Here is a 26,527-nt window from a genome sequence, read left to right as displayed (position 1 = left end):
CGAGGCCCCGGCGAGGCGGGGCCGTCAGCGCTTCTCGCCGGGGACGGCCACGCCGTTCTCGTAGGCGAAGACGACCGCCGCCGTCCGGTCGCGCAGCTCGAGCTTGCCGAGCACGTTCGAGACGTGCGTCTTGACGGTCGCCTCGCCGAGGTAGAGCGCCCGGGCGATCTCCGCGTTGGACTCGCCGACGGAGAGCCGGTCGAGCACCTCCCGCTCCCGCTCGGTGAGGAGGGCGAGGCGCGGGCTCGGGGCCGGCGGGCGGCGCTCCGGCCCCGCGAGGGCGCGCGCCACGACGTCGCGGGTCACCTCCGGGGCCAGCAGCGCGTCGCCGCGGTGCACGACGCCCACCGCGTCGATGAGCTCCTCGGGGCCCGAGGTCTTGAGCAGGAACCCGCTCGCCCCCGCCTGGAGCGCCCGGAAGAGGTAGTCGCCATGCCCGAAGGTGGTGAGCACGAGCACGGCGGGTCCGTCGACGGGGCGCTCGGCGAGGATGCGCCGGGTGGCCTCGAGCCCGTCGAGGCGCGGCATCTCGATGTCCATCACGACGACGTCCGGCCGCGTCTCGCGGGCGACGTCGACCGCCTCGAGCCCGTCACGGGCCTCCCCGACGACCTCGAGCCCGTCGGCCGTGTCGAGGATGATGCGGAACCCGGCCCGGACGAGCTCCTGGTCGTCGACCAGGAGGACTCGGACGGGCTGCCGGGCCGTCACCGGGCGACCCCGGACGACCGGGGCGCGGGGCTCGCCGGCGTGGGCTCGCGGCCGGGCACCGCGCACGACGCGACCGGGAGGACCGCCCGGACGCGGTAGCCGCCGCGGGGCAGCGGCCCGACCTCGAGCTCGCCGCCGTGCAGGTCGACCCGTTCGCGCATCCCCCGGTGCCCCAGCCCGGTGCCCGTCGCGGACGTCGTCCCGGGCGACCCGCGGTCGCCGGAGCCCCGACCGTCGTCGACGACCTCGATCTCGACGGTGCGGTCGTGACGCCGGAGCCGGACGACCGCGACGGAGGCGGAGGCGTGCTTCAGCGTGTTGGTCAGAGCCTCCTGGGCGACGCGGTACACCGTCACCCCCGTGCTCTCGGGCACGTCGGCGACGTCGCCCTCCACGCCCCAGCGGACGTCGAGCCCGAGCCGACGGGTGTCGTCCACGAGCTGCGGGAGGTCGGCGAGGCCCGCCGGGGCGGCGCAGCTGCCGTCGCGGGTGCGGAGCACGCGGAGCAGTCGCTCCAGCTCGTCGACGGTCGTGCGCGCCGTGGCCTCGACGGCGCTGAGGGCACCGCGGGCCACGTCGGGCCGGTCGAGGGTGCGACGCGCGGCGCCCGCCTGGATGCCGATCACGGCGACGTTGTGGGCCACGACGTCGTGCAGCTCGCGCGCGATGCGGGAGCGCTCCTCGTCGATGGCCTGGTCGGCGACGACCTCCTGCGCCGCCCGGAGGTCGACGCCCGCCCGCTCGAGGGCGTGGAGGCGCGCGGCCGAGACGCGGGAGGAGCGGCCGACCAGGACGGCCCCCGCGAAGAAGAGCGCCGTGAACACCACGGAGTAGACGACGGAGGCGGTCAGCGGGCCGACGGGCACGCCCTCGACCTCCCCCGCCCGCCGGGCGAGGCCGACGACCAGCAGGGCGAAGAGCGCGGCCGAGACGACGACGCTCGTCACGAGCGCCCGACGGCGGGAGGCGGCCCAGGCGTTGGCGGTGGAGATGACGAGGAAGAGGGCGAGGGCCGGGGCCAGGTCGTCCGGGTAGCCCCGGAGCGAGGCGCCCACCACGACGGCGGCCACCACGACCATGGCGACCAGGGGGCGTCGACGTCGCAGGGCCACCGGGGCGCACAGGGCGACCAGCCAGGCGAAGGTCTCGGCGGGGGCCGTGCTCGCGGTCGGCTCGCCGTCCACGACGACGAGGGCGAGCACCGCGGTGAGCGCCCCGAGGGCCAGGAGGCCGAGGGCGACGAGGGCGTCGACCCGGGCGTCGCGGCGCGTGAGGCGACGCCTCGGGCGATCGACGCTCCCGGGGTCCTGGGGAGGCGGCACGACGAAGGACATCCCCGTCAGTATGTCAGACGGTCATGTGTCGCGAGGTTCCGTCACCGCCCGCGCGGGCCGCGGCCGGGTCAGCGGCGCAGGTCGACGCCGAGGAGGGCCTGCACCGCGTCCAGGTCGACCGCGGTGGCGGTGCTGCCGGAGGCGACCCGGGCGTCGACCGCCGCGAGGGCGGAGGGCGTGTCGAGGTCGTCGGCCAGCGCGTGGCGGAGCGCGGCCAGGAGCGGCGTCGGCTCGTCGTCGGCGGCCGCGTCGTCGGCCGCCGAGGCCCAGCGGGCCCAGCGGTCGAGCCGGGCCTCGGCCGCCTCGAGGTCGGCGTCGAACCACTCCCAGTCGGACCGGTAGTGGTGGCCCGCGACGGCCAGCCGCACGGCGCGGGCGTCGTGGCCGGCCGCGACGAGCTCGCTCACCTTGACGAGGTTGCCGAGCGACTTGCTCATCTTCTCGCCCTGGTAGGCGACCATCCCGGTGTGCGCCCACAGGTCGGCGTACGGCTCGCCCGTCATCGCCGTCCCGTGCGCCGCGCTCATCTCGTGGTGCGGGAACACGAGGTCGCTGCCGCCGCCGTTGACGGAGATCGGAGCGGCCAGGTGGGCCTGCGCGATGACGGTGCACTCGATGTGCCAGCCCGGGCGGCCGGCGGAGAGCGCGGACGGCCAGGAGGGCTCGCCGTCCCGCGCCGCCCTCCAGAGGAGCGGGTCGAGCGGGTCCCGCTTGCCGGGGCGGTCGGGGTCGCCGCCGCGCTCCGCGGAGAAGCGGGTCATGGTCTCGAGGTCGTACCGGCTCTCGAGCCCCAGGTGCCAGCTCGTCGACCGCTCGGCGGCCCGGACGTCGAAGTAGACGTCGTCGCCCTCGTTCGAGCCGGGCGTGTCGACCCGGTAGGCGAGCCCGAGGTCGAGGAGGCGCGCCGCGGCCCGGGCCACGTCCGAGACGACGTCGGTGACGGCCACGTAGTGGTCGGGCGGGAGCACCTGCAGGTGCTGCATGTCGCTGCGGAAGAGGTCGGTCTGCGAGGCGGCCAGGTCGCGCCAGTCGACGCCGGTCGCGGCCGCCCGCTCGAGCAGCGGGTCGTCGACGTCGGTCGTGTTCTGCGCGTAGGTGACGGCGACCCCGGCGTCGAGCCAGATCCGCACGAGGGTGTCGAAGGCGAGGTACGTCGACGCGTGGCCGAGGTGGGTGGCGTCGTAGGGCGTGATGCCGCAGACGTAGAGGGAGGCCGCGCCGTCGACGACGCGGGTCGGGCGGCGCTCGGCCGTCGCGGTGTCGTGCAGGACGGGGAGGGGCGCCGAGCCGGGCAGCGCCGGGACCGTCGGCCGCGTCCAGGCCCTCACGCGGCCACCACGCCCGTGCCGAGCAGGACGAGCAGGACGACGCCGAGCACGATGCGGTACGCGACGAAGGGCAGGAAGCTGCGCTTCGAGATGTAGTTCATGAAGAACGCGATCACCACGAAGCCGACCACGAAGGCGACGACCGTCGCGGCGAGGGTCTCGCCGAGCGAGTACGGACCGGGGTCGCTGAAGCTCTGGACGAGCTCGAAGAGGCCGCTGCCGAACACCGCGGGGACGGCGAGCAGGAACGAGAACCGGGCGGCCGCCGGTCGCGAGTAGCCGAGGGCGAGCGCGGTCGTCGTCGTGGCGCCCGAGCGGGACACCCCGGGGAACAGCGCGAGCACCTGGGCGACCCCGACCGCGATGCCGTGGCCGTAGCTCATCTGCTCGAAGGAGCGCTCCTTGCGCCCGAGGCGGTCGGCGAGCCCGAGCAGCAGGCCGAAGACGATCAGCACCACGGCGACGATCCAGAGCGACCGGAAGACGGTGCGGATGTACTCCTGGGCGAGGTAGCCGACCAGCACGATCGGGACCGTGCCGATGATGACCAGCCAGCCCATGCGCACGTCGGGGTCGGCCTTCGGGATCTTGCCCGTGACTCCCTGGAACCACTTGGTGAGGATGCGCGTGATGTCGCGCCAGAAGTAGATGACGACGGCCAGCTCGGTGCCCAGCTGCGTGATCGCGGTGAACGTCGCGCCGGGGTCGAAGTCGGCGGCCGAGCCCGGCTCGGAGAAGAACAGGCCGACGAGCCGCAGGTGGGCGCTCGACGAGACGGGGAGGAACTCCGTGAGGCCCTGGACGAGGCCGAGCAGGAGTGCCTGGAGGAGATGCTCCACGCGGGGGCCCTTCTGGTGCGGGGGGTGCTAGTACGTCGCCAGCAGGTCCCGGAGGACGCGACTCCCGAAGGATAGTGCGTCGAGCGGCACCCTCTCGTCGACGCCGTGGAACATGGCGGGGAAGTCCATCCCCTCGTCGAGCCGCAGCGGCGCGAAGCCGTAGCCCGCGATGCCGAGCAGGCTCAGGGCCTTGTTGTCGGTGCCGCCGGAGAGCAGGTAGGGCAGCACGGGGGCCCCGGGGTCGTGCCGCTCGAGCGTGCCCGTGATCGCCTCGACGAGGGGGCCCGAGAAGGGGGTCTCGAGGCCGATGTCGGTGTGCATCGTCTCGATCTCGACGTCGTCGCCGATCAGCGCGCGGACCTCGGCCAGCACGGCCTCCTCCTGGCCGGGCATGCAGCGGATGTCGACCAGCGCCTCCGCCGTGTCGGGCACCACGTTGTGCTTGTAGCCCGCGGTGAGCATCGTGGGGTTCGTGGTCGTCCGCAGCGACCCGCGGATGAAGCCGGCCGCCGTCCCGGTGTGCAGCACGAGCTCGTCGGGCGACGTCTGCTCGAGGTCGACGTCGAGGATGCGCGCCACCTCGGAGAGGAGCGCCGTGGTCGTGTCGGTGAGGGCGATGGGCCACTGCTGCCGGCCGAGCACCGCGACGGCCTCGGCCAGCCGCGTCACGGCGTTCGCGACGATCATCTGCGACCCGTGGCCGGCCGTGCCCCGGGTTCGGAGCTTGATCCAGATCAGGGCCTTCTCGCCCGTCTGCAGCAGGTACGAGCGCCGGCCGTCGATGAAGGTGGAGTACCCGCCGACCTCGCTGATCGCCTCCGTGGCGCCCTCGAAGACCTCGGGGTGCTCGGTCACCAGGAAGTGCGAGCCGAGGACTCCCCCGGCCTCCTCGTCGGCCAGGAACCCGACGACGAGGTCGCGGGCGGGTCGCTCACCGGCCCGGATGATGTCGCCGAGCGACGACAGCATCATGGCGTCCATGTTCTTCATGTCGACGGCGCCGCGGCCCCAGAGCATGCCGTCGCGGACGACGCCCGCGAACGGGTCGACCGACCAGTTCGCCGGGTCGGCGGGCACGACGTCGAGGTGCCCGTGCACGACGAGCCCCGGCTTGGAGCGATCGGCCCCCTCGACCCGGGCGAGGACGCTCACGCGGCCGGGCTCGGACTCGAACACGAGCGGCTCCAGGTCGAGCGCCCGGAGCGCGTCGGCCACGTACTCGGCGGCGTCCGCCTCGCCGTTCGACCGGCCGCCCCCGTAGTTCGACGTGTCGAACCGGATCAGGTCGCGCGCGATGGTCGCCGTCTCGTCGAGCTCGACCTCGCGGTCGGTCGTGGCGGGCTCGGACTCAGGGGTCGTCGTCATGCCGACCACGCTACCCGGAGCCCCCCTCCTGCCCGTGGTCATCGAGGCCCTCGGAGCCGTGCTAATGTTTCGTGGTCGGCTTCGGCAGGCACCATCCAGTCCGGGTGGCGGAAATGGCAGACGCGCTAGCTTGAGGTGCTAGTGCCCGTATAGGGCGTGGGGGTTCAAGTCCCCCCTCGGACACCGATCCTCGGATCGACACACTGGTTGAGACAGTGCAGCACCACGGCAAGGGCCCCGCTCCGGCGGGGCCCTTCGTCGTTCCCGGCCGTGCCTTCGCCTGCCGTGTCGTTCCCGGCGGTGGCGTCGTGGGCGTCGTGGGCGGCGTCGGTCGTCGTCGTCCGGTTCCCGACCCCCCGCGCGGTCTACTGTCGCAGTCGACCGGACAGAGAGAGGGAACACGATGGAGTACACACGTCTCGGATCGAGCGGGCTGCAGGTCTCGGCCGTCGTCCTCGGCTGCATGAGCTACGGCGTCCCGGAGCGCGGCGCCCACCCGTGGAGCCTCCCCGAGGAGGAGTCCCGCCCGTTCATCCAGCGGGCGCTCGAGCAGGGCGTGACCACCTTCGACACCGCCGACGTCTACTCCGACGGCACGAGCGAGGAGATCGTCGGGCGCGCCCTCGCCGACTTCGCCCGCCGCGACGAGGTCGTCATCGCCACGAAGGTCTTCAACCGCATGCGCCCCGGCCCGAACGGCGCGGGGCTCTCGCGGGCCCACGTGATGAGCGCGATCGACGACAGCCTCCGCCGCCTCGGGACGGACCACGTCGACCTCTACCAGATCCACCGCTGGGACCCGGAGACCCCGATCGAGGAGACGATGGAGGCGCTGCACGACGTCGTGAAGTCGGGAAAGGCCCGCTACATCGGCGCCTCGAGCATGTGGGCGTGGCAGTTCGCCAAGGCGCAGCACACGGCCGACCTCGGCGGCTGGACGCGCTTCGTCTCCATGCAGGACCAGTACAGCCTCGTCCAGCGCGAGGAGGAGCGCGAGATGCACCCGCTCTGCCTCGACCAGGGCGTCGGGGTGATCCCCTGGTCGCCCCTGGCGCGGGGCAAGCTCACCCGGGACTGGGACGACACCACGGCCCGCACCGAGACCGACCAGTTCGGCGGCACCCTCTACCGCCAGCGCGAGGACGCCGACCGGCAGGTCGCGGCGGCGGTCGCGACGGTGGCGGAGGCGCGGGGCGTCTCCCGCGCCCAGGTGGCCCTCGCCTGGGTCCGCCAGCAGGAGGTCGTCACGGCGCCCATCGTCGGCGCCACGAAGATGCAGCACCTCGACGACGCCGTCGCCTCGGTCGACCTGTGGCTGACCGACGACGAGCTCGACGCCCTCGAGTCACCGTACGTCACGAGGGAGAACGAGGGCTTCTGACCCCCGCCGGCCCCACGCGTCTAGTGTGAGCCGCACGCGGGCGACGACGCTCCGCGACCTGACAGAACGGAGGGCGCCAGCATGGGCACCGAGCACCACGGCAACGAGTCCGACCACCAGCACGAGGACCACGTCCACACCGAGCACGTCGAGACGACGAGCACCGACGTCACGAGCGAGCAGGACGGCTCGTACGTCGACAGCGACATCCCCGCCGACGGCGGCGAGACCACCGGACCGCACGACGGCGAGGCCGACGGTTCGTACACCGACTCGGACATCCCGGCCGACCGCTGACGGTCCCCGGGGCGACGACCCGCGACTCCCCCGGGAGGGCGGGTCGTCGCCGCGTGTCTCTAGTACGGTCGACCCAGGGAGGAACACAACCATGACACAGCGAATCATCATCCTCGGCGGCGGCGCCGCCGGGCTCACCACGGCACTCGAGCTCCAGAAGCGCCAGCCGCCGCAGAGCGCCAGCATCACGCTGGTCGACCAGTCTCCGTACTACACGTACCAGCCCTTCCTGCCTGAGGTGGCCGGGGGCCACATCGCGCCGCGCGACGTCACCGTGCCGCTCCGCAAGGCGCTGAAGAAGACCAAGGTCGTCGAGGCCGCCGTGACGGCGCTCGACGCGAACTCGAAGACCATCACGGTCACGACCGCCGACGGCGTGGCCTCCGAGCTGCCCTACGACCAGCTCGTCGTCGCCCTCGGCGCCGTCACGCGCACCTTCCCCACGCCCGGCCTCGCCGAGAACGGCGTCGGCTTCAAGAGCGTGGAGGAGGCCCAGTACGTCCGTGACCGCGTCCTCGGCAACATCGCCGAGGCGGCCTCCGTCCAGGACGCCGCGACCCGGCGCAAGCTGCTCACCGTCGTCTTCGTCGGCGGCGGCTACACCGGCGTCGAGGCCATGGCGGAGCTCGACGACGCGGCCAAGGCCGCCGTCGACGAGTACCCGACCCTGTCGCGCGACGAGCTCCGCTTCGTGCTCGTCGAGGCCCTCGACCGCGTCGCCCCCGAGGTCGGCCCCGAGCTCTCGAAGTGGACCCTCGGCCACCTGCGCGGCCGCGGGATCGACATCCGCCTCGGCACCACGATGCCCTCGTGCATCGACGGCGACGTCGTCCTCAGCGACGGCGAGACCATCCCCGCCGGCACGATCGTCTGGACGGCCGGCGTCAAGCCGAACCCCGTCGTCGCCGACCTCGGCCTGCCCCTCGGCCCGAAGGGCCACGTCGACGTCAAGGCGACCCTCCAGGTGCAGACCGACGACGGCCAGGTGCTCGACGGCATCTGGGCGCTCGGCGACGTCGCGCAGGTGCCCGACCTCCTCGCCGAGAAGCAGCCCGCGTTCTACCCGCCGAACGCGCAGAACGCCGTCCGCCAGGCCGTGACCGTGGCCGACAACGTGATCGCCGCCCTCTCGGGCGCCCCGCTCGCGGAGTACCGCCACGCGTCGGTCGGGACCGTCGCGAGCTACGGCATCGGCAAGGGCGCGGGCGTGCTCAAGGGCGTCAAGGTCAAGAACGTCGCGGCGTGGCTCGCCCACCGCGGCTACCACCTGTACGCGATGCCGACCGTCAACCGCAAGTGGCGCATCCTCACCGGCTGGGTGACCAACTTCGTCGGCGGGCGCGACCAGACGCCGCTGGTCGGCCTCGCCGACCCGCGCGCCGGGTTCCTCAAGGTGACCCCGGTCGTGGCGCCGAAGGGCGACGACGCGGGGGCGGGCTCGGCGAAGGCCAGCCCCGCGAAGGCCGCTCCGGCGAAGTAGCCGGGTCGCCCGCGGGCGACGAGGCAGACGACGGAGGCGCGTCCCGGGTGACCGGGGCGCGCCTCCGTCGTCGTGTCGGTCAGGCCAGGGCGGGGCGTGGCTCGCGCGGGATGCGGACGGCGGCCAGCGAGGCCGCCGCCAGCAGGAGCGCCGCGACACCGAACGCGACGGGGAACGACGCCACGTCGACGAGCAGGCCCGCCACCAGGGGCCCGGCGATGGCCCCGACGTCGGAGCACATCGAGAAGATCGCCACCGGCCGGCCGCCGCGGGCGCCCGCGGCGTCGCCGACGAGGGCCGCCGGAGCCGTGCCCATGAAGGCCGTCGCCACGCCGTAGACCGCGAGGAGGGCGCCGAGCACGACGACGTGCGAGGCGAACGGCACCGCGGCGAGGCTGACGGCGGCGACCGCGAAGGAGCCGATCACGGCGGGGCGTCGCCCGACGGTGTCGACGAAGCGCGAGGCCGGCGCGAGCGCGACCGTCTGGGCGACGGCCGCGACGGCGAAGAGGACGCCCGTCCAGGCCGTCGGCCCGCGCAGCACCTCGACGACGAGCACGGGCACCAGGGCGCTCCGGACCCCGAGCGACGACCAGCCCTGGGCGAAGTTCGCGACGCAGGCGGCGCGGAACCGCACGTCGGCCAGCACGTCGCGCAGCGGGGTCGGCGGCTCCGCCTTCTCCGCGGCCCCGCCGCGCGGCACCGGCTTGAGCAGCACGACGCCGATCAGCCCCGCCACGGCGAGCGTCGCCGCGTAGAAGAAGAACGGGGCCGTGAGCGAGATCGTGGAGAGCACGCCGCCGATGGCCGGCCCGGCCATGCCCCCGACGAGGAAGCCGCCCTGGTAGAAGCCCACGGCGCGGGCCCGTCGGGTCGGCGGGGTCGACGCGAGCAGGAGGGTCATGGCGGAGATCGTGAACATCGCGGAGCCGATGCCGCCCAGGCCGCGCATCAGCAGGAGCTGGGGGTAGTCGGTGGCGAGGCCCGCGAGGGCGCTCGACAGGGCGACGATGCCGATGCCCACGCTGAGCACCACCCGCTCGCCGGCGAGGTCGAGCAGTCGGCCGACGAAGGGGCTCGCGACGAGGCGCATCAGGGCGAAGGCCGAGAGCACGGCGCCCACGAGCACGTGGTCGACGCCGAAGCTCTGCGCGTAGACGGGCAGCACCGGCACGACCACGCCGAAGCCGACCATGACGAAGAAGGCGATGACCCCGAGCACCACCACGTCGCGCCCGAGCCGCGGGCGGACCGTCGGCGTCGACTCGGCGGTGTCGTCGGCGGAGGCGTCGGCGGCGGTGCCCCGGGCCTCCGCCGGGTCGGAGGCGGCGGCGGGGTCGGTGGGGCGGGGCACGACTCCAGGGTACGGCCGGAGTGTGACGCCGTGTGTCGCGAGGGAGGCGGCCGCGGCCGTCGTCGACCACCATCGAGCCATGACTCGACGCATCCGGTTCAACGCCTTCGACATGAACTGCGTGGGGCACCAGTCCCCCGGGCTCTGGCGGCACCCTGACGACCGCTCGCCCGACTACACGAAGCTCAGCTACTGGACCTCCCTGGCGCGCCTCCTCGAGCGGGGCCGGTTCGACGGGCTGTTCATCGCCGACGTGCTCGGCACGTACGACGTCTACGGCGGCAACCACGACGCGGCCCTCCGCAACGGGACCCAGACGCCGGTGGGCGACCCGATCCTCCTCGTGTCGGCCATGGCCGCCGCGACGGAGCACCTGGGCTTCGGCATCACCGCCGGCACGGCCTACGAGCACCCGTACCCCTTCGCGCGCCGCATGTCGACGCTCGACCACCTCACCGAGGGCCGCGTCGGGTGGAACGTCGTGACCGGCTACCTGCCGAGCGCCGCCCGGAACATGGGCGCCGACGACCAGCTCGACCACGACACGCGCTACGACCAGGCCGACGAGTACCTCGAGGTGCTCTACAAGCTCTGGGAGGGCTCGTGGGAGGACGACGCCGTCGTCCGCGACCGCGAGACCGGCGTGTTCACCGACCCGAGCAAGGTGCACGACATCGGGCACGAGGGGACGTACTACAAGGTGCCCGGCATCCACGTCGCCGAGCCGAGCCCGCAGCGCACGCCGGTCATCTACCAGGCCGGCGCGTCGCCCCGGGGCATCGCCTTCGCGGCGGGCAACGCCGAGTCGATCTTCGTCGCGGCGCCGACGAAGGAGCGCCTCGCCGCGACCGTGACGAAGCTCCGCGACGCCCTCGAGGCGGCCGGGCGCGACCGGTACTCGGCGCGCATCTACACGCTGCTCACGATCATCACGGACGCGACGCCGGAGGCCGCGCGGGCGAAGCACGAGGAGTACCGCCGGTACGCCTCGCACGAGGGCGCCCTGACGCTGATGTCGGGCTGGATGGGCGTCGACCTGTCGAGCTACTCCCTGGACGACCCGGTCGGCGACGTCGAGAGCAACGCCATCCAGTCGGCGCTCGCGAACTTCCAGGCCCAGGAGGGCGACACCGGGAAGGAGTGGACGATCCGCGACATCGCCGAGGCAGCGGGCATCGGCGGGCTCGGGCCCCGCATCGTGGGGTCGGGCGAGGAGATCGCCGACCAGCTGCAGGAGTGGGTCGCCGAGACCGACGTCGACGGGTTCAACCTCGCCTACGCGATCACGCCGGGCACCTTCGAGGACATCGTCGAGCACGTCGTCCCCGTGCTCCAGGCGAGGGGCGTCTACCCGACCGAGTACGAGCCGGGCACCCTCCGCCAGAAGCTCTTCGGCCGGGGCGACCGGCTGCCCGCGGAGCACCACGGGTCGCGCTACAAGGTGGGGTCGCGAGCCGCCGCGGAGTGAGGCAGGGGCCCTCGGGAGGCGCGGTGGGGGGCGTCCTGCACCGCGCCTCCGGCGTTGTCCCCCACATCGTTACACTCCGGTCGCCGCCCCTCCGGCCCACCCCCTCCTGACCGGGGCTTCTCCGACACTCGTTCGGTAACGACGACGCCGTCCGCACCCCGTCGGCGGCGCCCGTCACCGTGACAGCGACGGGCGTCGTGGTTATGGTCGTAGTCGTCCGCCCGGCTCAGCCGGGCGTTCGTGTGAACGGGACGACTACTGGTGACGAGGGGCGAGACGACATGGCGTGGGACTACGTGAGCGACAGGTGGGACCAGATCTGGTTCGCCTCCTGGCAGCACCTCTCGCTCGTGGTGCAGTGCCTCCTGCTCGCCGTGGTGATCGCCGTGACGGTGGCCGCCCTCGTGCACCGCGTGCCGTGGCTGCGCGGCCTCGCCAACGGCGTCTCGGCGGTCGGCCTCACGCTGCCCTCGTTCGCGGTCGTCGGCCTGCTCATCGCCCCGGTCGGCTTCGGCGTCCTGCCGACCGTCATCGTCGTGACGTTCTTCGCGACGCTGCCGATCCTCCGGAACGCCGTCGTGGGCCTCACCGAGGTCGACGACGCGATCGTGGAGTCGGCGCGCGGCATCGGCATGGGCCGGTTCCGCACGCTCGTCCAGGTGCAGCTGCCCCTCGCCTGGCCGATCATCCTCACCGGCGTGCGCGTCAGCGCCCAGATGGTGATGGGCATCGCGGCCGTGGCGGCGTACGCCCTCGGCCCCGGCCTCGGCGGCTTCATCTTCTCCGGGCTCTCCCGGCTCGGCGGCGCGAACGCGCTCGCCTCCGTGGTCACCGGGGTGGTGGGCGTCGTCGTCCTCGCCCTCGTGCTCGACCTCCTCCTCGTCGGCCTCGGCCGCCTGACCATCCCGAGAGGCATCCGTGTCCAGAACTGACTCCCCCGCCGCCGCGACCGCCGACTCCGGCGTCTCCGGCCGCAGCATCCTCCTCGACACCGTCACGAAGCGCTACCCGGGGCAGTCCGCCCCCGCGGTCGACGGCATCACGCTCGAGATCCCGGCCGGCAAGATCGTCATGCTCGTCGGCCCGTCGGGCTGCGGCAAGACGACGACGCTGAAGATGATCAACCGCCTCATCGAGCCGACCGAGGGCCGCATCGTCCTCGGCGACGACGACGTGACGAGCATCGACGGCGACGAGCTGCGCCGGCGCATCGGCTACGTGATCCAGGCCGGCGGGCTCTTCCCGCACATGACGGTCGCGGCCAACATCGCCATCGTGCCGAAGATGCTCGGCTGGAGCAGGGAGCGCGTGGCCGCGCGCGTCGACGAGCTGCTCGAGCTCGTGTCGCTCGACCCCGACACCTACCGCGACCGCTACCCGAAGGAGCTCTCCGGCGGCCAGCAGCAGCGCGTCGGCGTGGCCCGTGCCCTCGCGGCCGACCCGCCCGTGCTGCTCATGGACGAGCCCTTCGGCGCGGTCGACCCGATCACGCGGCAGCGCCTCCAGGACGAGCTGCTGCGGATCCAGGAGGAGCTGCAGAAGACCATCGTCATCGTCACGCACGACTTCGACGAGGCCGTGAAGCTCGGCGACTGGATCGTGATCTTCTCCGAGGGCGCCCACATCGTGCAGTACGACACCCCCGAGCGGATCCTCGCCGAGCCCGCGAACGAGTTCGTCGAGAACTTCATCGGCTCCGGGGCGGGTCTCAAGCAGCTGACGCTCGCCCGCGTGGGCGACGTCGACCTGGCGGAGGCGGTGGTCGCGCGCCCCGGGGAGCCCGGTGTCGAGGTCGTCGCCCGCGTCGAGGCCGCCGGGCACGCGCACGCCGTCGTCGTCGACGAGCGCGACCGGCCCGTGAGCTGGCCCTCCCTGAGGCAGCTGCGGCGGGTCGACGTCGTCCCGGCGACGCCCGACGCCGACCTGCCCGTGGTCGGCAGCGGCGCCACCCTCAACGACGCGCTCGACACGATGCTCGTCTCGAGCGCGGGGGCGGCCCTCGTCACCGGTCGTCGTGACGCGTTCGTCGGCGTCATCACCGTGGAGGTCGTCATGGACGCCATCACCCGGGCCAGGAAGGCCGCGGCGATCGCCGCGACCGACGCGCCGGTCGGCACGAACACCGGGCCGCTCTCCGTCCTCCCCGAGCCGGTCGCCGGGGGCACCGGCAGCGGCAGGGGCTCGGCCGGGTCGGAGACCGACGTGGCCGCCCCGCGGGACGTCGCGTGAGCGCCGCCGTGGAGCCCGCCGTGGCCGCCCCGGCCCGGCCGGAGCGACGTCGCCCCGCCCGCCCGGGGCTGCTCGGCCTCGTCGTCCAGCCGGTCGCCGTGCTCCTCGCCCTCGGGGCGTTCGTCGTGTGGCTCACGACCGCCGACCTCACCACGGCGGAGCGCACGACGCTGAACCCCTCCGACCTCCTCGGCTACACCGGCGAGCACCTGGCGCTGACCTTCGTCTCGGCCGTGATCGTGCTCGTGATCGCCGTTCCGCTCGGCGTCGTGCTGACCCGCGGGCCGTTCCGCCGGGTCTCGGGCCCGATCCTGGCCGTCGCGAACTTCGGCCAGGCCGCGCCGGCCATCGGCCTCGTCGTGCTCCTGGCGTTCTGGCTGGGCTTCTCGTTCTGGGCCGCCGTGGTCGCGCTCGTCCTCTACGCGATGCTGCCCGTGCTCCGCAACACGATGATCGGGCTGCAGAGCGTCGACGGCCGTCTGGTCGAGGCGGGCCGCGGCATGGGCATGTCGTCGCTCGCCGTGCTGTTCCGGGTCGAGCTGCCCCTGGCCGTCCCGGTCATGCTCTCGGGCATCCGGACGGCGCTCGTCCTGCTGGTCGGCTCCGCCGCCCTCGCCACCTTCATCGGCGCCGGCGGCCTCGGCCTGCTGATCACGACCGGCGTCAACCTCTTCCTGCCCCGGGTCCTCGTCTCGGGCGCCCTGCTGATCGCCCTCCTGGCGCTCCTGATCGACTGGCTCGGCCGCGTCGTCGAGCACGTCGCCCGTCCGAAGGGACTCTGATGACGACCACCGCGACCCCGCGCCGCCGACTGCGCCGCGCCTCCCTCACGGCCCTCGTGGCCGCCTCCTCGACGGCCCTCCTCGCCGGCTGCGGCCTGCAGCCGGCCACCGCCTTCGTGCCCGCCGTCGCGCCGGGCTCGATCGAGGCGATCGAAGGGCTGCCCGACGACGCCTCGCTGACCGTCACGACGAAGAACTTCACCGAGCAGCTCATCCTCGGCAAGATCGCCGTCCTCGCCGCGAAGGCGGCGGGGTTCGACGTCACCGACATGACGAACGTGCCCGGCAGCGTGGCCGTGCGCCAGCTGATGCTCGACGGCGACGCCGACATGACCTACGAGTACACCGGCACGGCGTGGCTCACCTACCTCGGCGAGGCGGCGGGGATCCCCGACCAGGAGGAGCAGTACGTCGCCGTGCGCGACGCGGACGTGGCGAACGGCCTCGTGTGGCTCCCGCCGGCTCCGCTGAACAACACGTACGCGATGGCCGTCCGCTCGGAGGCGGTGCCCGAGCTGGGCGACGTCGACTCGCTGAGCGACATCGCGGCCCTGCCCGTCGAGCAGCGGACCTTCTGCGTCGAGGCCGAGTTCAACTCGCGGGCCGACGGCTTCGCGCCGATGCTCGAGCGCTACGGCCTCGAGCTCGGCGCCGCGGACGGTGTGCCGACGAGCAACGTCAGCATCCTCGACACGGGAACCGTCTACGAGGCCACCGACCGTGGTCGCTGCAACTTCGGCGAGGTGTTCACCACCGACGGGCGGATCGACTCGCTCGACCTCACGGTGCTCGACGACGACCAGGGCTTCTTCCCCGCGTACAACGTCGCGCCCGTCTTCTCGGCGGAGGCGCTGGAGGAGACCCCGGAGCTCGCCGACGTGTTCGACGCCATCTCGCCGTCGCTCACGGACGAGGAGCTCCGGACCCTCAACCGCCGCGTGGACGTGGAGGGCGAGGAGCCCGCCGACGTGGCCTTCGACTGGATGGTCGAGAAGGGCTTCGTCACGCGGCCGTGAGGCCGACCGCGGCGCCGGGGAGGGACCGCGCCGTCCCTCCCCAGGGGGCTCTCGTCCGGGCCGGAGGGGCCGGGCTGGGGAGAACGGCAGTGTCGGCCTGCTCCCCCGCGAGGCTGTGCCCATGACCGACACCGCCAGCCCCGCCCTCGACCTCCACCGGCCCCTCCGGACGACGCCCGACCTGCACCGTCTGCTCACGCACTTCTTCCCGGTGGCCATCCGGCGTCAGCTCTGGACCCTCTTCCTCGACGCCGCCGACGTCCCGCTCCCGGTCGTCGTGCCCCTGGAGGGCATCCCGCTCCGGCCCGCCGCCGAGGCCGTGGGCCGGTGGGCGGACGCCGTCCAGGCCGTCGCGCGCGAGTTCGGGGCGTCGCGCGTGGTCTTCGTCGTCGAGCGGACCGGGAGCCGCGCGGTCAGGGCCTCCGACACTGCGTGGCGGGACGCCCTGCTCCGGAGCCTCGACGACCGCCCCTGCGGCGTCCGTGCGGTCGCGACCTGCACCGACGACGGGGTCGACGTGCTGATCGACGTCGGAGCGTCCGACACGGCCCCGACGGGAGTGCCCGCCCCGGCGTCGGCGAGGGCGGCCCTCGCCGTCGCGCCCGCCGGTCAGGCGTCGCCGAGCCGCCGGGCGGCCTCGGAGCGCGTGGCGGTCCGCTGACCGCGGTCGCGGTCCAGGTGCCGCCACCACGCCGCCTCGGCGAGCTCGGCGGCCGTGTAGACCCCCAGCGACTCGTCGCCGCCCCGGTCGACCGACCACCGGGTCAGGCGCCAGCCACCGCCGAACCTCTCGACGACGGCTTCGGGAGGCGCCTCCGGCGAGGCACGGACGAGCAGTCGGTCGTCGTCGGCGCGGTCGAGCATCCTCCGATGCTACCGACGTGGCCGGTCAGGCGAGCGCGATCGGGAAGAGCGACCGCGGGTCCTGCGCGAGGGCGGGTCGGGGCAGCTCGGACCGGCTGAGCGAGGAGTCGTCGAAGGCGACCCGGCGCAGGAGCACGGGCGCCCGGTCGTCGTCGAGGGCCGAGACGACCTCCCCCACCACGCGACCACGGCGGAACGACCGCTGTGCGCGATCCGGCACGAGCAGCTCGGACCCGTCGGGGAGGGTCGTGAAGCGCTCGACCTGGGCCTGCCACACGGCACCGACCTTGCCGCGGGGCGACGACTCGGCGAGGGTCACGACGCCGGCGTCGACCCAGTCGTCGTGCTGCCGGGCGGTGAGCGGCCTGACGACCCAGGCTCGGTGCTCGGCCGTCAGAGCTGGCTCGTCCGACGGGAGCGGCGCCGCCGGGTCGGCCGGGGGCCACACGTAGTCGAGGTCGTCGGGCACGTCGGGGAACCGCGCGCGGTACCAGTCGGGCTGCTTCTGCACGAGCTTCGAGCGGTGGCTTCGGTGCACCGACTCGTCACCGAGCCACGGGGGCAGCTCGAGCGACGCGAACGGGACGCCGTCGACCTCGGGGGCGAACTCCGCGATCTGAGGCCGGACGGTGTCGGCGTGGCCCTGAGCGAGCCACTCGTCGGTGATCGCGAGGGAGTACGAGGTCAGGGCGGGCAGGTGGCCGCGCCACATGGCGATGGCCGGGTGGCTCTGCCAGCCGTAGCCGGGCAGGGTGACGGCCCGCAGCACCTGCAGCGCCTCGACCCGCTGCTTGCCCAGCCGGGCCTGGTCGAGGCTCCTGGCGGTCTCGACGGGATCGGGCCAGGGGAGGAACGTCTGCACCCGCCCCACGCTAGGCGCGCCCCGGCGAGGGCGGCCGGGTGCGGGTCGGGCGGCCCTACTTGCGGTTGCCGATCCGCCCGCGCAGCACGTCGATGCGCTTCTGGATCTGCTCCGTGCTGGCCTGCGCGACCGCCGGCCCGCCGCTGATCCGGCGGAGGTCGGCGTGGATGAGGCCGTGCGGCTCGGCGGAGTGCCGCGACCAGATCGAGACGAGGCGGCTGAGCTCCTGCCGCTGCTCCTTGATGGTCTGGTACATCGGCCGCGCCTCCTCGACCGGCGCCGTCGTGGGCATGCCGTTCTTGGCCGAGCGCTTGGCCTGCTTCGCCTGGCGCTGCCGCAGCAGTGCTCGCACCTCGTCGGGCTCGAGCAGCCCGGGGATGCCGATGAAGTCGAGCTCCTCCAGGCTGCCGATCTCGCCGCCGGTGCCGAACTCGCCGCCGTCGTAGAGCACGCGGTCGAACGAGGCCTGCGAGTCGAGCGCCTCGAACGGCTGCTGCTCGAGCAGGCTCGAGGCCTTCTCCTCGCGGTTCGCGGCCGCCATCATGTCGTCCTCGGGCGCGAAGATGCCGTCGTCCGCGGTCTCCGGCCGGTCGAGCGCGTGGTCGCGCTCGAGCTCGAGCTGCCCCGCGAGGGCCATCAGGCTGGGCACGCTCGGCAGGAAGATCGACGCGGTCTCACCCCGTCGCCGGGCCCGGACGAACCGGCCGACGACCTGGGCGAAGAAGAGGGGGGTGGAGGCGCTGGTCGCGTAGACCCCGACCGCGAGCCGCGGGACGTCGACGCCCTCGGACACCATGCGCACCGCGACCATCCAGCGCGCGTCGCCGTCCGAGAACGCCTGGATGCGGTCGGAGGCGGCCTTCTCGTCGGAGAGCACCACGGTGGGCCGCTCACCGGTCAGCTTCTGCAGCACCGCGGCGTACTGCCGGGCGGCGGTGTGGTCGGTCGCGATGACGAGGCCGCCCGCGTCGGGGACGCCTCGGCGGACCTCGGTGAGGCGCTTGTCGGCGGCGGACAGCACGGCGGGGATCCAGTCGCCCTGGGGCGAGAGGGCGGTGCGCCACGCCTGGGCCGTGATGTCCTTCGTGACGGCCTCGCCGAGGGAGGCGCTCATCTCGTCGCCCATCCGGGTGCGCCAGCGCATCTGGCCCGCGTAGGCCATGAAGAGCACGGGCCGCACCACCCCGTCGGCCAGGGCACGGCCGTAGCCGTAGGCGTAGTCGGACTTCGACGTGCGGATGCCGTGCTCGTCGGGGGCGTACGTGACGAACGGGATGGGCGCGGTGTCGGAGCGGAAGGGCGTCCCCGTCAACGACAGCCGGCGGGTCGCCTGGCCGTAGGCCTCGCGGATCCCGTCGCCCCAGCTGAGCGCGTCGCCGCCGTGGTGCACCTCGTCGAGGATGACGAGCGTGCGGCCCGCCGCCGTCATCGCCGCGTGCACCTGCGGGTTCATGCCGACCTGCGCGTAGGTGACGGCGACGCCGTGGTAGTGCCGCCCGAACGTGACGTCGGCGTTCTTGAACATCGGGTCGAGGCGCAGGTTCACCCGGTCGGCCGCGTCGGCCCACTGCCGCTTGAGGTGCTCGGTCGGCGCGACGACGACGACGCGGTCGATCTCGCCGCGCGAGAGCAGCTCGGTGGCGAGCCGCAGGGCGAAGGTCGTCTTGCCGGCGCCGGGGGTGGCCGCCGCGAGGAAGTCGCGGGGCGAGGTCGCGAAGTACTGCTCGAGGGCCTCGGCCTGCCAGGCCCGCAGCTTGCTGGCCGTGCCCCAGGCAGCCCGCTCGGGGAACGCCGGCGAGAGGTGCTCGGCGGCCGAGTTGCCGGCCGTCGCGCCGACCTCGCCCAGGTCGAGCTCGTCGTGCTGGCCGGTGTCGTCACCCCCGGCCGGGTCGGTTGCGCTAGCTGTGCTCACTCGACCCGATCTTACTCGCCGTGGCCGGGGTGGTCGGGCCGCGGGGCCGGTCGACGGGGCCCGCGGCCCGCGGGCCCGGGCGCGTCGCGGCCCTCGCCGGACGAGGCGCCGCGCCGCGGCGCCCGCGCGTCGGCGCCCGTGTCGGGGCCCGAGAGCCCGTCACGTCGACGCGCGCCGAGGAGGGAGGCCGGGGTGAGCATGGTCGAGCCGAACTTGGCCCGCAGGGCGTCCATCGTCGACTCGGCCTCGCGCCAGCCCGCGTCCTCGTCCCACAGGGCGAGCGAGCCGCCCCCTCCCCCGGCGCCGAGCTGCTCGACGCGGACGCCGACCAGCCGGATGCGCTCGTGCTGCTTGCCCGTGGCCTCGTAGACCGAGCGCACCTCGTCGTAGATGCGGCGACCGAGGTCGGTCGGGTCGGCCAGCGTGCGCGACCGGGTGATCGTGGTGAAGTCGGACGTGCGGAGCTTGAGCACGACGGTGCGGCCGCTCAGACCGGCGTCGCGCAGCCGGGATCCGACGCGGTCGCTGAGCCTCAGCAGCTCACGGCGGATGACCTCCGGGTCGACCACGTCGGTCGAGAACGTCACCTCGTGCCCGACGCTCTTCTCCTCCGTGCCGGTGGTGACCACGCGCGGGTCGCGGCCCCAGGCGAGGTCCTGCAGCTTGGCGCCGGCCGCGGGCCCGACGGCCCGGACGAGGGTGTCGAGCGACGCGGTGGCGACGTCGCCGACGGTGCGGAGCCCCAGGTTGCCCAGGACCTCCTCGGTCTTGCCGCCGACGCCCCAGAGGGCGCTGATCGGCCTCGGGTGCAGGAAGGCGACGGTCTGGTCGTGCGGCACCACGAGGATGCCGTCGGGCTTGGCCACGCTGGAGGCGAGCTTCGCGACGAACTTCGTGGAGGCCGCCCCGACGCTGCAGCGCAGGCCCGTCTCGGCGTGCACGCGCCGGCGGAGCTCGGTGCCGATGGCGAAGGGCGACCCCATGAGCCGGACGGCACCGGAGACGTCGAGGAAGGCCTCGTCGATGCCCAGTCGCTCGACCCGCGGCGTGACGTCGTCGAACATCGACATCACCCGACGCGACCAGTACCGGTACTTCTCGAAGTGCGGCTCGAGCACCACGGCCTGGGGGCACCGGCGCAGGGCGATCGCCATCGGCATCGCGGAGTTCACCCCGAACTTGCGGGCCTCGTAGGTGGCGGCCGTGACGACCGAGCGGTCGGACCTCTGGCCGATCACGACCGGCAGGCCCCGGAGATCGGGCCGGTCGAGCAGCTCGACGGAGGCGAAGAAGGCGTCCATGTCGACGTGCAGGATCGGGGCCGACACGTCGTCGGTGGGGACGGTGGTGACCAGCCGCCCGCTGCCGTCCTGTTTGCTCACCCGAGCATCCTCACACGCACCACCGACAGCGTCGGGCGGCGGGCGCCTCCCCGGCTGTCCGGCCGTCGTCCACGACCGGGCCGCCCGGTCGCCCGCGTGGTCAGTGGTCAGTGGTCGGGGCCGAGGAGCCAGTTCGCGACCGTCGCGTGGGCGGAGTCCGTGCTCGACGGGTGGAACCGCCCGGCCAGCACGTCGCGCTGCAGCCGCCCCAGCTCGCTCGACGAGCGGAACGACGCCCCGCCCGCGACCGCGACCGCCTGGTCCACGACGGCCCGGGCGGTCTCGGTGACGCGGGTCTTGAGGCCCACGAGGATCGCCGACCAGGCGGCCCCGTGGTCGACGAGCCCGTCGACGTCGCGGGCCACCGCGTCGACCTGGGGCTCGATGCCCTGGAGAAGCACGGCCGCGTCGGCGACGCGCCAGCGGACCAGCGGGTCGTGGGAGCGCGGAGCGCCGCCGGCCCTGTGGGAGCGCCCGGCGGTCGCGCTCTCGACCGCGAGCTCGACGGCCCGGCGGGCGACGCCGCGGTACACGGCGGCGACGAGGGTCTCGAAGACGGCGAAGATCGCGAAGACCAGGGGGTCGCCGCTCGGCCCGACGGGCAGCACGCGCACCACGCGCTCGGCGGGCACCTCGACGCCCTCGAGGCGGGTGCTGTGGCTCTGCGTCGCCCGCATGCCGATGGTGTCCCAGTCCTCGAGCGACGAGTGGCCGGGCTGGTCGCGGTGGACGAAGCCGTGCACGAGCACGGGGGCCTCGGGGTCCGTGTCGTCGCGCCCGAAGACGCCGAGGCGCGTCCAGACCGGGGAGAGCGAGGTGGACGACTTCACGCCGGTGAAGCGCCAGCCCCCGTCGCCCGTCGGCTCCGCCCGGGTGAGCGAGTCGAAGAGCACGGCGTCGTTGCCCGGCTCGCTGACGCCGAAGGCGAAGACCTCGCCCCGCGCCGCGTCGTCGAGCACGAGGTCGAGCGACCGGTCGCCGCGGGCCGCGAGCACCGCGGCGCAGCCCGTCCAGACGAGGTGCATGCCGACGGCCAGCGCGGTGGCCGGGGCGGCGGCGGCGAGGCGGGACTGCGCGGCGGCGACGCGTTCGAGCCCCCAGCCCGCGCCTCCCTGCTCCGTGGGCACGAACGCGCGGAGGTACCCGCGCTCCCGCAGCTCGGCGAGGTCGTCGTGCGGGAAGGTGCCCTCCCGGTCGTGGCCGGCAGCGCGGGCCCGGAAGCGCTCGAGGAGGTCGTCCGGCAGCATCTCCTCGGGGCTCGTCTCCTCGGGGCTCGTCTCCTCGGGGCTCGTCTCCGCGGGGATGGAAGCGGTCGAGGTCGGCGGGGTGGTCGGGGGCACGGGGTCGAGGCTAGCCACGCGAGGCCCCGGGCGGCAGCCCCTCGGCCGGGCGGAGGGCGGGCGGTAACGTGGAGGCCATGACTCAGCAGCACCCGTGGTCGCGCTACGTGGCGATCGGCGACTCGTTCACGGAGGGCATCGGCGACCCGGAGGAACGCTCTCCGGGCGGCCACCGGGGCTGGGCCGACCGCGTCGCCGAGGTGCTCGGGGCGTCGACGGAGGACTTCGCCTACGCGAACCTGGCGGTGCGCGGGCGCCTGCTGCAGCAGATCATCGACGAGCAGGCCGAGGCCGCCCTCGCTCTCCGGCCCGACCTGATCTCGGTGTCGGCGGGAGGCAACGACATCATCCGCCCCGGCACCGACCCGGACGCCGTCGCCGCCGGCTTCGAGGGCCTCGTCGAGACGCTGGGGTCGCAGGGGGCCACGGTCGTCGTCTTCACCGGCCCCGACATCGGCCTCACGCCCGTGCTCGGCCGCCTGCGGGGCAAGGTCGCCATCTACAACGAGCACGTGCACGCCATCGCCCTCCGGCACGACGCGGTCGTGGCGGACATGTGGGCCCTCCGTCAGCTCGGCGACCCCCGCATGTGGGCGCCCGACCGTCTGCACTTCAGCCCGCTCGGCCACCACACCATCGCCCGCGCCGTGCTGCAGGCCCTCGCGGTGGAGAACGACCTCGAGCCCTGGCGCACCGAGCCGCTGCCGCCTCGACCGTGGCGGCAGGCTCGGACGGAGGACCGCCGGTGGGCCCGGGAGTACCTCGTGCCGTGGGTCGTCCGGCGCCTCCGCCACCAGTCGTCCGGCGACGGCGTGCAGCCCAAGCGGCCCGAGGCCGCGTCGGTGCTGTACCGCGACGAGCCCTAGCCCGCCGCCAGCACCTCGTCGGGGTGGGTCAGCCGCCACCACGCGTCCGGCTCGGCGAGGGCCCGGTCGAGCACCAGCGGCACGTCGACCTCCTCGTCGCCGATCTGGAACCGCACCCGGCCCACGTCGTCGCCCGCCGCCCCCGTCGTCACCGACTCGGTCTCGATCGAGGCCGTCACCGTCACGTCGCCCCAGACGAGACGGCTCGCGTCCGTCGCGGCGACGGCCTCGGTGCCCGCCCCCCAGGGCAGCTCGTACGACGCCCAGACGTCGCCGGCCGTCGTGGCCGTGACGGTCTGGAACGCGCCGGAGACGCTCGTGAGCAGCCGCTGCACGTCGGCGTCGAGGGAGTCGTGGTCGACGCCGCCGAGCATGACCCCGACGACCGTGACGGGCTCCCCCGCGATCGTGTAGTCGGCGGCGAAGAGCAGGCAGGCGCCGGCCTCGTCGAGGGTGCCCGTCTTGATGCCGACGACGCCGTCGAGCCCGAGCAGCTCGTTCGAGTTCTCGATGACGCCGACGCCCGGCACGGTCGTCGTCGGGGTCGCCACGATCGCGGCGACCTCGGGGTCGGCCAGGGCGATCTCGCCGAGCCGCACGAGGTCGGTCGCCGTGCTCGTGTTCGACGGCGACATGCCGGTCGGCTCGACGAGCGTGGTCGAGGTGAGGCCGTTCTCGGCGAGCCAGGCCGTCGCGGCGGCGACGAAGCCGGCCGTGTCGCCGAACGCCCACCGGGCCAGGGCGTCGGCGTAGTTGTTGGCCGACTCGATCAGCGACACCTGCAGCATCTGCTTCTCGGTCAGCTGCTGGCCGAGGGTCATCGGCGCCACCTTGCCGTCCTGCGACCGGTAGGCCTCGTAGAGGGCGACGTCGTCGGCGTCGAGGGTCAGCGACGGACCCTCGCCCCCGTCGAGCGGCCGGGCGTCGAGCACGACGAGGGCGGTGACGACCTTGCTGATGCTCGCGATCGGCAGGGGCGTGGTCGATCCGCTCGTCGTCAGGCTCTCGTCCCACCCGACGGCCTGCACGGCGGTCGCGCCGTAGCTCGGGAACATCAGCTGGGCCCCCGGCTGGGCCGGCGCCGTCCACTCCGCCGCCGCGGCCGTCGCCGGGGCGAGGGGGGCGAGCAGGACGACGGGCACGTAGACGAGCGCGGCCAGCACGACCACGAGGGCGCCCGCGACCACGGCCCGGACGCCGTGTCGGCGACGTCGGGCCGGTCGGGCGCCGCGGCTCACGCGGCGTCCGCCCCGGCGGCGGAGGCGGGGGCCGGCACGCGCAGGGCCCAGAGCGCCACCGCGCTGGCGGCGGCGACGTTCAGGCTGTCGACCCCGTGCAGCATGGGGATGGTGACCACGCGGTCGGAGGCGCGCAGCGCGGCCGGGCTGAGCCCGTCGCCCTCCGTGCCGAGCACGAGCGCCACCCGCTCCGGGGGCGCGGCGGCGTACTCGTCGAGCGCGACGGCGTCGTCGGAGAGGGCCAGGGCCGCCACCTCGAAGCCGGAGGCGCGGAGCAGGTCCGCGCCCTCGGGCCAGTCGGGCAGGCGCGTCCACGGCACCTGCAGCACCGTCCCCATGCTCACGCGGACGCTCCGGCGGTAGAGCGGGTCGGCGCACCGCGGCGTCACGAGGACGGCGTCGGCCCCGAGCCCCGCCACGGCCCGGAAGATCGCGCCCACGTTCGTGTGGTCGACGATGTCCTCGAGCACCACGACCCGACGAGCGCCCTCGATCACCGACTCGACCGACGGGAGCACGGGCCGGTGCATGGCCGCCAGCGCGCCCCGGTGCAGGTGGTAGCCGGTCAGGGTCTCGAGCAGCGCCGCGTCGCCCACGAAGATCTCGCCGTCGTGGTCGGCGACGAGCGGCTCGATGTCGGCGAGCCAGCGCTCGGTCATCAGCACCGAGCGCGGCACGTGCCCGGCCCGCAGCGCCCGCTCGATCACCTTCGACGACTCGGCGATGTAGAGGCCGCCCTCGGGCTCGGTGACGCGGCGGAGCGCGACGTCGGTGAGCCTCGCGTAGTCGGCGAGGGCGTCGTGGTCGAGGTCGGTGATGCGGGTGATGCGCACGGCGCTCCAGGGGGCGGCGCCCGGTCGGTCGACCGACGAGGACGGGAGGGGCAGAGACGACGTCTAGGCTAACGTCACGCACCCGAAGGAGCACCGCCCGTGTCGAACGCCACGCCCCCGTCACTCGACGCGGCCGCCCTCGACGAGGCGGTCGCCCTCCTCGGCGGGCGCACGGTCGCCGTGCTGACCGGCGCCGGCGTGAGCACCGACTCCGGCATCCCCGACTACCGGGGCGAGGGCGCCCCGGTGCGCAACCCGATGACCTTCCAGCAGTTCCTGTCGGGCGAGCGCTACCGCAAGCGCTACTGGGCCGGCAGCCACCTCGGCTGGCGGTCGTTCCGCGCGGCGACGCCCAACGAGGGCCACCGCGCCCTGGCGCGGCTCGAGGCCGCCGGCGTCACGAACGGCGTCGTGACGCAGAACGTCGACGCCCTGCACGAGCGGGCGGGCTCCCGTCGCGTGGTCGACCTGCACGGCACCGTCGACCGGGTCGTCTGCCTCACCTGCGGCCAGTCGTTCGCCCGCGACGTGGTCGCCGCCCGCCTCTCGGCGGCGAACCCCTGGCTCGACGAGCCGGAGAGCGTTCGCCTGGCGCCCGACGGCGACGTCGAGGTCGCCGACATCGACGCGTTCGTCGTGCCGGAGTGCACCGTGTGCGGGGGCATGCTCAAGCCCGACGTCGTCTTCTTCGGCGAGTTCGTGCCCGTGGAGCGGTTCGCCGAGGCGCGCTCGCTCGTCGTCGGCGCCGACGCGCTGCTCATCGCCGGGTCGTCGCTGGTCGTCAACTCGGGCATCCGCCTGCTCGACCAGGCGACCCGCCGCAAGATGCCGGTCGTCGTGGTGAACCGCGGGGTCACGAAGGGCGACCCCCGGGCCACGGTTAAGATCGACGCGGGCACGTCGGAGACGCTGACGGCCCTGGCGCGCCGCCTCTCCTGACGCGGGCGCCGACCCGGAGGCCACCATGACGCTGCTCTACCTCGTCCGCCACGGCGAGACGGACTGGAACCGCGCCCGGCGCATCCAGGGCGCCACCGACATCCCCCTCAACGACCTCGGCCGCCGTCAGGCCGCAGAGGCGGGCGACCTGCTCGCACGCCGCACCGTCTCCGCCGTCGTCGCGAGCCCGCTGAGCCGCGCCGCCGAGACCGGGGCGATCATCGCCGCGCGTCTCGGGCTGGCCGCCCCCGAGCACGTCGCGGACCTCGCCGAGCGACGCTACGGCGAGGCCGAGGGCCTCACCGGCTCCGAGGTCGAGGAGAGGTTCCCGGCCGGCACCCGCGTGCCCGGGCGGGAGAGCCGTCGCGAGCTGCTCGCCCGCGTGCTCCCCGCCCTCGTCGAGGCCGCGGGTCGGAGCGAGGGAGGCGCGGTGGTCGTCGCGACGCACGGCGCCGTCATCAGGGCGGTCGTCAACCACGTCTCGAGCGACGAGCCCGCGGACCTGGGCGTGCCGATCCGCAACGGGTCGATCCACTCGTTCGTGCTCGTCGAGGGCGGCCTCCAGCTGCGGACCTTCGACGACCCGGTCGAGGAGGAGTCCGAGCGCGCGGGGCGCTACGCCTTCGAGTACCAGAACGCCCTCGAGGGGCCGGCCGACGAGGCCTGAGCGACGAGGCCCCGCCGACGACGCCCGACCGACGAGGCCC

25 protein-coding genes and 1 tRNA gene are annotated in these 26,527 nt (G+C 74.1%); 13 read left to right on the top strand and 13 right to left on the bottom strand.

Going from position 1 to position 26,527, the window contains the following annotated elements; genetic code table 11:
* Window positions 1-24: 24 nt before the first annotated feature.
* The 5 genes from ASF82_RS06600 to ASF82_RS06580 form a co-directional block, all read right to left on the bottom strand.
* Window positions 25-711 (bottom strand): response regulator transcription factor, encoded by a 687-nt coding sequence (locus ASF82_RS06600; RefSeq protein ID WP_056055931.1) that lies wholly within the window; start codon window positions 709-711, stop codon window positions 25-27.
* Complete coding sequence (locus ASF82_RS06595; protein WP_056054938.1) at window positions 708-2,045, bottom strand: sensor histidine kinase; 1,338 nt, start codon at window positions 2,043-2,045, stop codon at window positions 708-710. The genes ASF82_RS06600 and ASF82_RS06595 overlap by 4 nt, the downstream gene beginning before the upstream one ends.
* A gap of 68 nt (window positions 2,046-2,113) precedes the next feature.
* The gene (gene mshC / locus ASF82_RS06590) at window positions 2,114-3,373 is read right to left on the bottom strand and encodes a cysteine--1-D-myo-inosityl 2-amino-2-deoxy-alpha-D-glucopyranoside ligase (protein ID WP_056054935.1); all 1,260 of its coding nucleotides are present in this window, start codon (window positions 3,371-3,373) and stop codon (window positions 2,114-2,116) included.
* Window positions 3,370-4,212 (bottom strand): undecaprenyl-diphosphate phosphatase, encoded by an 843-nt coding sequence (locus ASF82_RS06585; RefSeq protein ID WP_056054933.1) that lies wholly within the window; start codon window positions 4,210-4,212, stop codon window positions 3,370-3,372. The genes mshC and ASF82_RS06585 overlap by 4 nt, the downstream gene beginning before the upstream one ends.
* 27 nt (window positions 4,213-4,239) lie before the next feature.
* Window positions 4,240-5,577, bottom strand: a complete 1,338-nt coding sequence (locus ASF82_RS06580) for a M20/M25/M40 family metallo-hydrolase (protein WP_056055929.1) — start codon at window positions 5,575-5,577, stop codon at window positions 4,240-4,242.
* A 98-nt stretch (window positions 5,578-5,675) separates the two neighbouring features.
* Between ASF82_RS06580 and ASF82_RS06575 the strand changes: the two genes are divergently transcribed.
* The 4 genes from ASF82_RS06575 (at window position 5,676) to ASF82_RS06560 (ending at window position 8,735) form a co-directional block, all read left to right on the top strand.
* A tRNA-Leu gene (locus tag ASF82_RS06575) sits at window positions 5,676-5,760 on the top strand.
* A gap of 220 nt (window positions 5,761-5,980) precedes the next feature.
* A complete protein-coding gene (locus tag ASF82_RS06570) occupies window positions 5,981-6,958 on the top strand; it encodes an aldo/keto reductase (protein WP_056054929.1) in 978 nt (325 codons plus the stop codon).
* A gap of 81 nt (window positions 6,959-7,039) precedes the next feature.
* Window positions 7,040-7,255 (top strand): hypothetical protein, encoded by a 216-nt coding sequence (locus tag ASF82_RS06565; protein WP_056054926.1) that lies wholly within the window; start codon window positions 7,040-7,042, stop codon window positions 7,253-7,255.
* A 91-nt stretch (window positions 7,256-7,346) separates the two neighbouring features.
* Window positions 7,347-8,735: an NAD(P)/FAD-dependent oxidoreductase gene (locus ASF82_RS06560; protein ID WP_056054922.1), complete on the top strand. Its 1,389-nt coding sequence runs from the start codon at window positions 7,347-7,349 to the stop codon at window positions 8,733-8,735.
* A 79-nt stretch (window positions 8,736-8,814) separates the two neighbouring features.
* Here ASF82_RS06560 and ASF82_RS06555 read toward each other — a convergent pair whose 3' ends face one another.
* A complete protein-coding gene (locus ASF82_RS06555; RefSeq protein ID WP_235491176.1) occupies window positions 8,815-10,089 on the bottom strand; it encodes an MFS transporter in 1,275 nt (424 codons plus the stop codon).
* Between the two features lie 79 nt (window positions 10,090-10,168).
* Here ASF82_RS06555 and ASF82_RS06550 point away from each other — a divergent pair, with 79 nt between their 5' ends.
* The 6 genes from ASF82_RS06550 to ASF82_RS06525 all read left to right on the top strand — a co-directional run bounded on the left by ASF82_RS06550 (window position 10,169) and on the right by ASF82_RS06525 (window position 16,245).
* On the top strand, window positions 10,169-11,557 hold the full coding sequence (locus tag ASF82_RS06550; RefSeq protein WP_056054920.1) for an LLM class flavin-dependent oxidoreductase: 1,389 nt from the start codon (window positions 10,169-10,171) through the stop codon (window positions 11,555-11,557).
* A gap of 281 nt (window positions 11,558-11,838) precedes the next feature.
* On the top strand, window positions 11,839-12,489 hold the full coding sequence (locus tag ASF82_RS06545) for an ABC transporter permease (RefSeq protein WP_056054917.1): 651 nt from the start codon (window positions 11,839-11,841) through the stop codon (window positions 12,487-12,489).
* On the top strand, window positions 12,476-13,786 hold the full coding sequence (locus tag ASF82_RS06540) for an ABC transporter ATP-binding protein (RefSeq protein WP_082514363.1): 1,311 nt from the start codon (window positions 12,476-12,478) through the stop codon (window positions 13,784-13,786). Before ASF82_RS06545 ends, ASF82_RS06540 begins: the two co-directional genes overlap by 14 nt.
* Before the next feature lie 20 nt (window positions 13,787-13,806).
* Window positions 13,807-14,568, top strand: coding sequence for an ABC transporter permease (locus ASF82_RS06535; RefSeq protein ID WP_056055925.1), 762 nt, complete (start codon window positions 13,807-13,809; stop codon window positions 14,566-14,568).
* A complete protein-coding gene (locus ASF82_RS06530) occupies window positions 14,568-15,584 on the top strand; it encodes a glycine betaine ABC transporter substrate-binding protein (protein ID WP_056054915.1) in 1,017 nt (338 codons plus the stop codon). The genes ASF82_RS06535 and ASF82_RS06530 overlap by 1 nt, the downstream gene beginning before the upstream one ends.
* A 121-nt stretch (window positions 15,585-15,705) precedes the next feature.
* Window positions 15,706-16,245 (top strand): hypothetical protein, encoded by a 540-nt coding sequence (locus ASF82_RS06525; protein ID WP_056054913.1) that lies wholly within the window; start codon window positions 15,706-15,708, stop codon window positions 16,243-16,245.
* Here ASF82_RS06525 and ASF82_RS06520 read toward each other — a convergent pair.
* From ASF82_RS06520 to ASF82_RS06500, 5 genes are all read right to left on the bottom strand, one after another.
* Window positions 16,194-16,448, bottom strand: coding sequence for a hypothetical protein (locus ASF82_RS06520; protein WP_056054910.1), 255 nt, complete (start codon window positions 16,446-16,448; stop codon window positions 16,194-16,196). The two genes, ASF82_RS06525 and ASF82_RS06520, sit on opposite strands and share 52 nt — an antisense overlap.
* Window positions 16,449-16,473: 25 nt before the next feature.
* Entirely contained in the window at window positions 16,474-17,310 is an 837-nt protein-coding gene (locus ASF82_RS15895) for an MSMEG_6728 family protein (RefSeq protein ID WP_056054907.1), read from the bottom strand.
* A gap of 55 nt (window positions 17,311-17,365) precedes the next feature.
* Window positions 17,366-19,156 carry a DEAD/DEAH box helicase gene (locus tag ASF82_RS06510; RefSeq protein WP_056055923.1) on the bottom strand — a complete coding sequence of 597 codons (1,791 nt, stop codon included), beginning with the start codon at window positions 19,154-19,156 and terminating at the stop codon, window positions 17,366-17,368.
* Between the two features lie 77 nt (window positions 19,157-19,233).
* Window positions 19,234-20,604: a DNA polymerase IV gene (gene dinB / locus ASF82_RS06505; RefSeq protein ID WP_082514361.1), complete on the bottom strand. Its 1,371-nt coding sequence runs from the start codon at window positions 20,602-20,604 to the stop codon at window positions 19,234-19,236.
* A 107-nt stretch (window positions 20,605-20,711) separates the two neighbouring features.
* The gene (locus ASF82_RS06500) at window positions 20,712-21,851 is read right to left on the bottom strand and encodes an acyl-CoA dehydrogenase family protein (RefSeq protein ID WP_056055921.1); all 1,140 of its coding nucleotides are present in this window, start codon (window positions 21,849-21,851) and stop codon (window positions 20,712-20,714) included.
* A 170-nt stretch (window positions 21,852-22,021) separates the two neighbouring features.
* Between ASF82_RS06500 and ASF82_RS06495 the strand changes: the two genes are divergently transcribed.
* A complete protein-coding gene (locus tag ASF82_RS06495) occupies window positions 22,022-22,810 on the top strand; it encodes an SGNH/GDSL hydrolase family protein (RefSeq protein ID WP_056054904.1) in 789 nt (262 codons plus the stop codon).
* Here ASF82_RS06495 and ASF82_RS06490 read toward each other — a convergent pair.
* Window positions 22,807-24,048 carry a D-alanyl-D-alanine carboxypeptidase family protein gene (locus ASF82_RS06490; RefSeq protein WP_156369930.1) on the bottom strand — a complete coding sequence of 414 codons (1,242 nt, stop codon included), beginning with the start codon at window positions 24,046-24,048 and terminating at the stop codon, window positions 22,807-22,809. The genes ASF82_RS06495 and ASF82_RS06490 overlap by 4 nt on opposite strands.
* Window positions 24,045-24,881, bottom strand: coding sequence for an RNA methyltransferase (locus tag ASF82_RS06485; RefSeq protein WP_056054898.1), 837 nt, complete (start codon window positions 24,879-24,881; stop codon window positions 24,045-24,047). The genes ASF82_RS06490 and ASF82_RS06485 overlap by 4 nt, the downstream gene beginning before the upstream one ends.
* Window positions 24,882-24,980: 99 nt before the next feature.
* On the opposite strand from ASF82_RS06485, the gene ASF82_RS06480 reads away from it, so the two are divergent.
* Window positions 24,981-25,820, top strand: a complete 840-nt coding sequence (locus ASF82_RS06480; RefSeq protein ID WP_056054896.1) for a Sir2 family NAD-dependent protein deacetylase — start codon at window positions 24,981-24,983, stop codon at window positions 25,818-25,820.
* Between the two features lie 25 nt (window positions 25,821-25,845).
* Window positions 25,846-26,487 carry a histidine phosphatase family protein gene (locus tag ASF82_RS06475; protein WP_056054893.1) on the top strand — a complete coding sequence of 214 codons (642 nt, stop codon included), beginning with the start codon at window positions 25,846-25,848 and terminating at the stop codon, window positions 26,485-26,487.
* Window positions 26,488-26,527: the final 40 nt, after the last annotated feature.

The organism is Frigoribacterium sp. Leaf164 (assembly GCF_001423665.1).
In the GTDB taxonomy this organism is placed as follows: domain Bacteria; phylum Actinomycetota; class Actinomycetes; order Actinomycetales; family Microbacteriaceae; genus Frigoribacterium; species Frigoribacterium endophyticum.
Note: the sequence above shows the minus strand (reverse complement) of the source record. Positions and strands in the feature narration are given on the sequence as shown.

Excerpts from the sequence above, each read along its gene's own strand:
- ASF82_RS06595 (WP_056054938.1), bottom strand. The coding sequence starts at position 2,045 with ATGTCCTTCGTCGTGCCGCCTCCCCAGGACCCCGGGAGCGTCGATCGC.
- ASF82_RS06580 (WP_056055929.1), bottom strand. The coding sequence starts at position 5,577 with ATGACGACGACCCCTGAGTCCGAGCCCGCCACGACCGACCGCGAGGTC.
- ASF82_RS06570 (WP_056054929.1), top strand. The coding sequence starts at position 5,981 with ATGGAGTACACACGTCTCGGATCGAGCGGGCTGCAGGTCTCGGCCGTC.
- ASF82_RS06565 (WP_056054926.1), top strand. The coding sequence starts at position 7,040 with ATGGGCACCGAGCACCACGGCAACGAGTCCGACCACCAGCACGAGGAC.
- ASF82_RS06560 (WP_056054922.1), top strand. The coding sequence starts at position 7,347 with ATGACACAGCGAATCATCATCCTCGGCGGCGGCGCCGCCGGGCTCACC.
- ASF82_RS06550 (WP_056054920.1), top strand. The coding sequence starts at position 10,169 with ATGACTCGACGCATCCGGTTCAACGCCTTCGACATGAACTGCGTGGGG.
- ASF82_RS06545 (WP_056054917.1), top strand. The coding sequence starts at position 11,839 with ATGGCGTGGGACTACGTGAGCGACAGGTGGGACCAGATCTGGTTCGCC.
- ASF82_RS06530 (WP_056054915.1), top strand. The coding sequence starts at position 14,568 with ATGACGACCACCGCGACCCCGCGCCGCCGACTGCGCCGCGCCTCCCTC.
- ASF82_RS06525 (WP_056054913.1), top strand. The coding sequence starts at position 15,706 with ATGACCGACACCGCCAGCCCCGCCCTCGACCTCCACCGGCCCCTCCGG.
- ASF82_RS06520 (WP_056054910.1), bottom strand. The coding sequence starts at position 16,448 with ATGCTCGACCGCGCCGACGACGACCGACTGCTCGTCCGTGCCTCGCCG.
- ASF82_RS06500 (WP_056055921.1), bottom strand. The coding sequence starts at position 21,851 with ATGCTGCCGGACGACCTCCTCGAGCGCTTCCGGGCCCGCGCTGCCGGC.
- ASF82_RS06495 (WP_056054904.1), top strand. The coding sequence starts at position 22,022 with ATGACTCAGCAGCACCCGTGGTCGCGCTACGTGGCGATCGGCGACTCG.
- ASF82_RS06475 (WP_056054893.1), top strand. The coding sequence starts at position 25,846 with ATGACGCTGCTCTACCTCGTCCGCCACGGCGAGACGGACTGGAACCGC.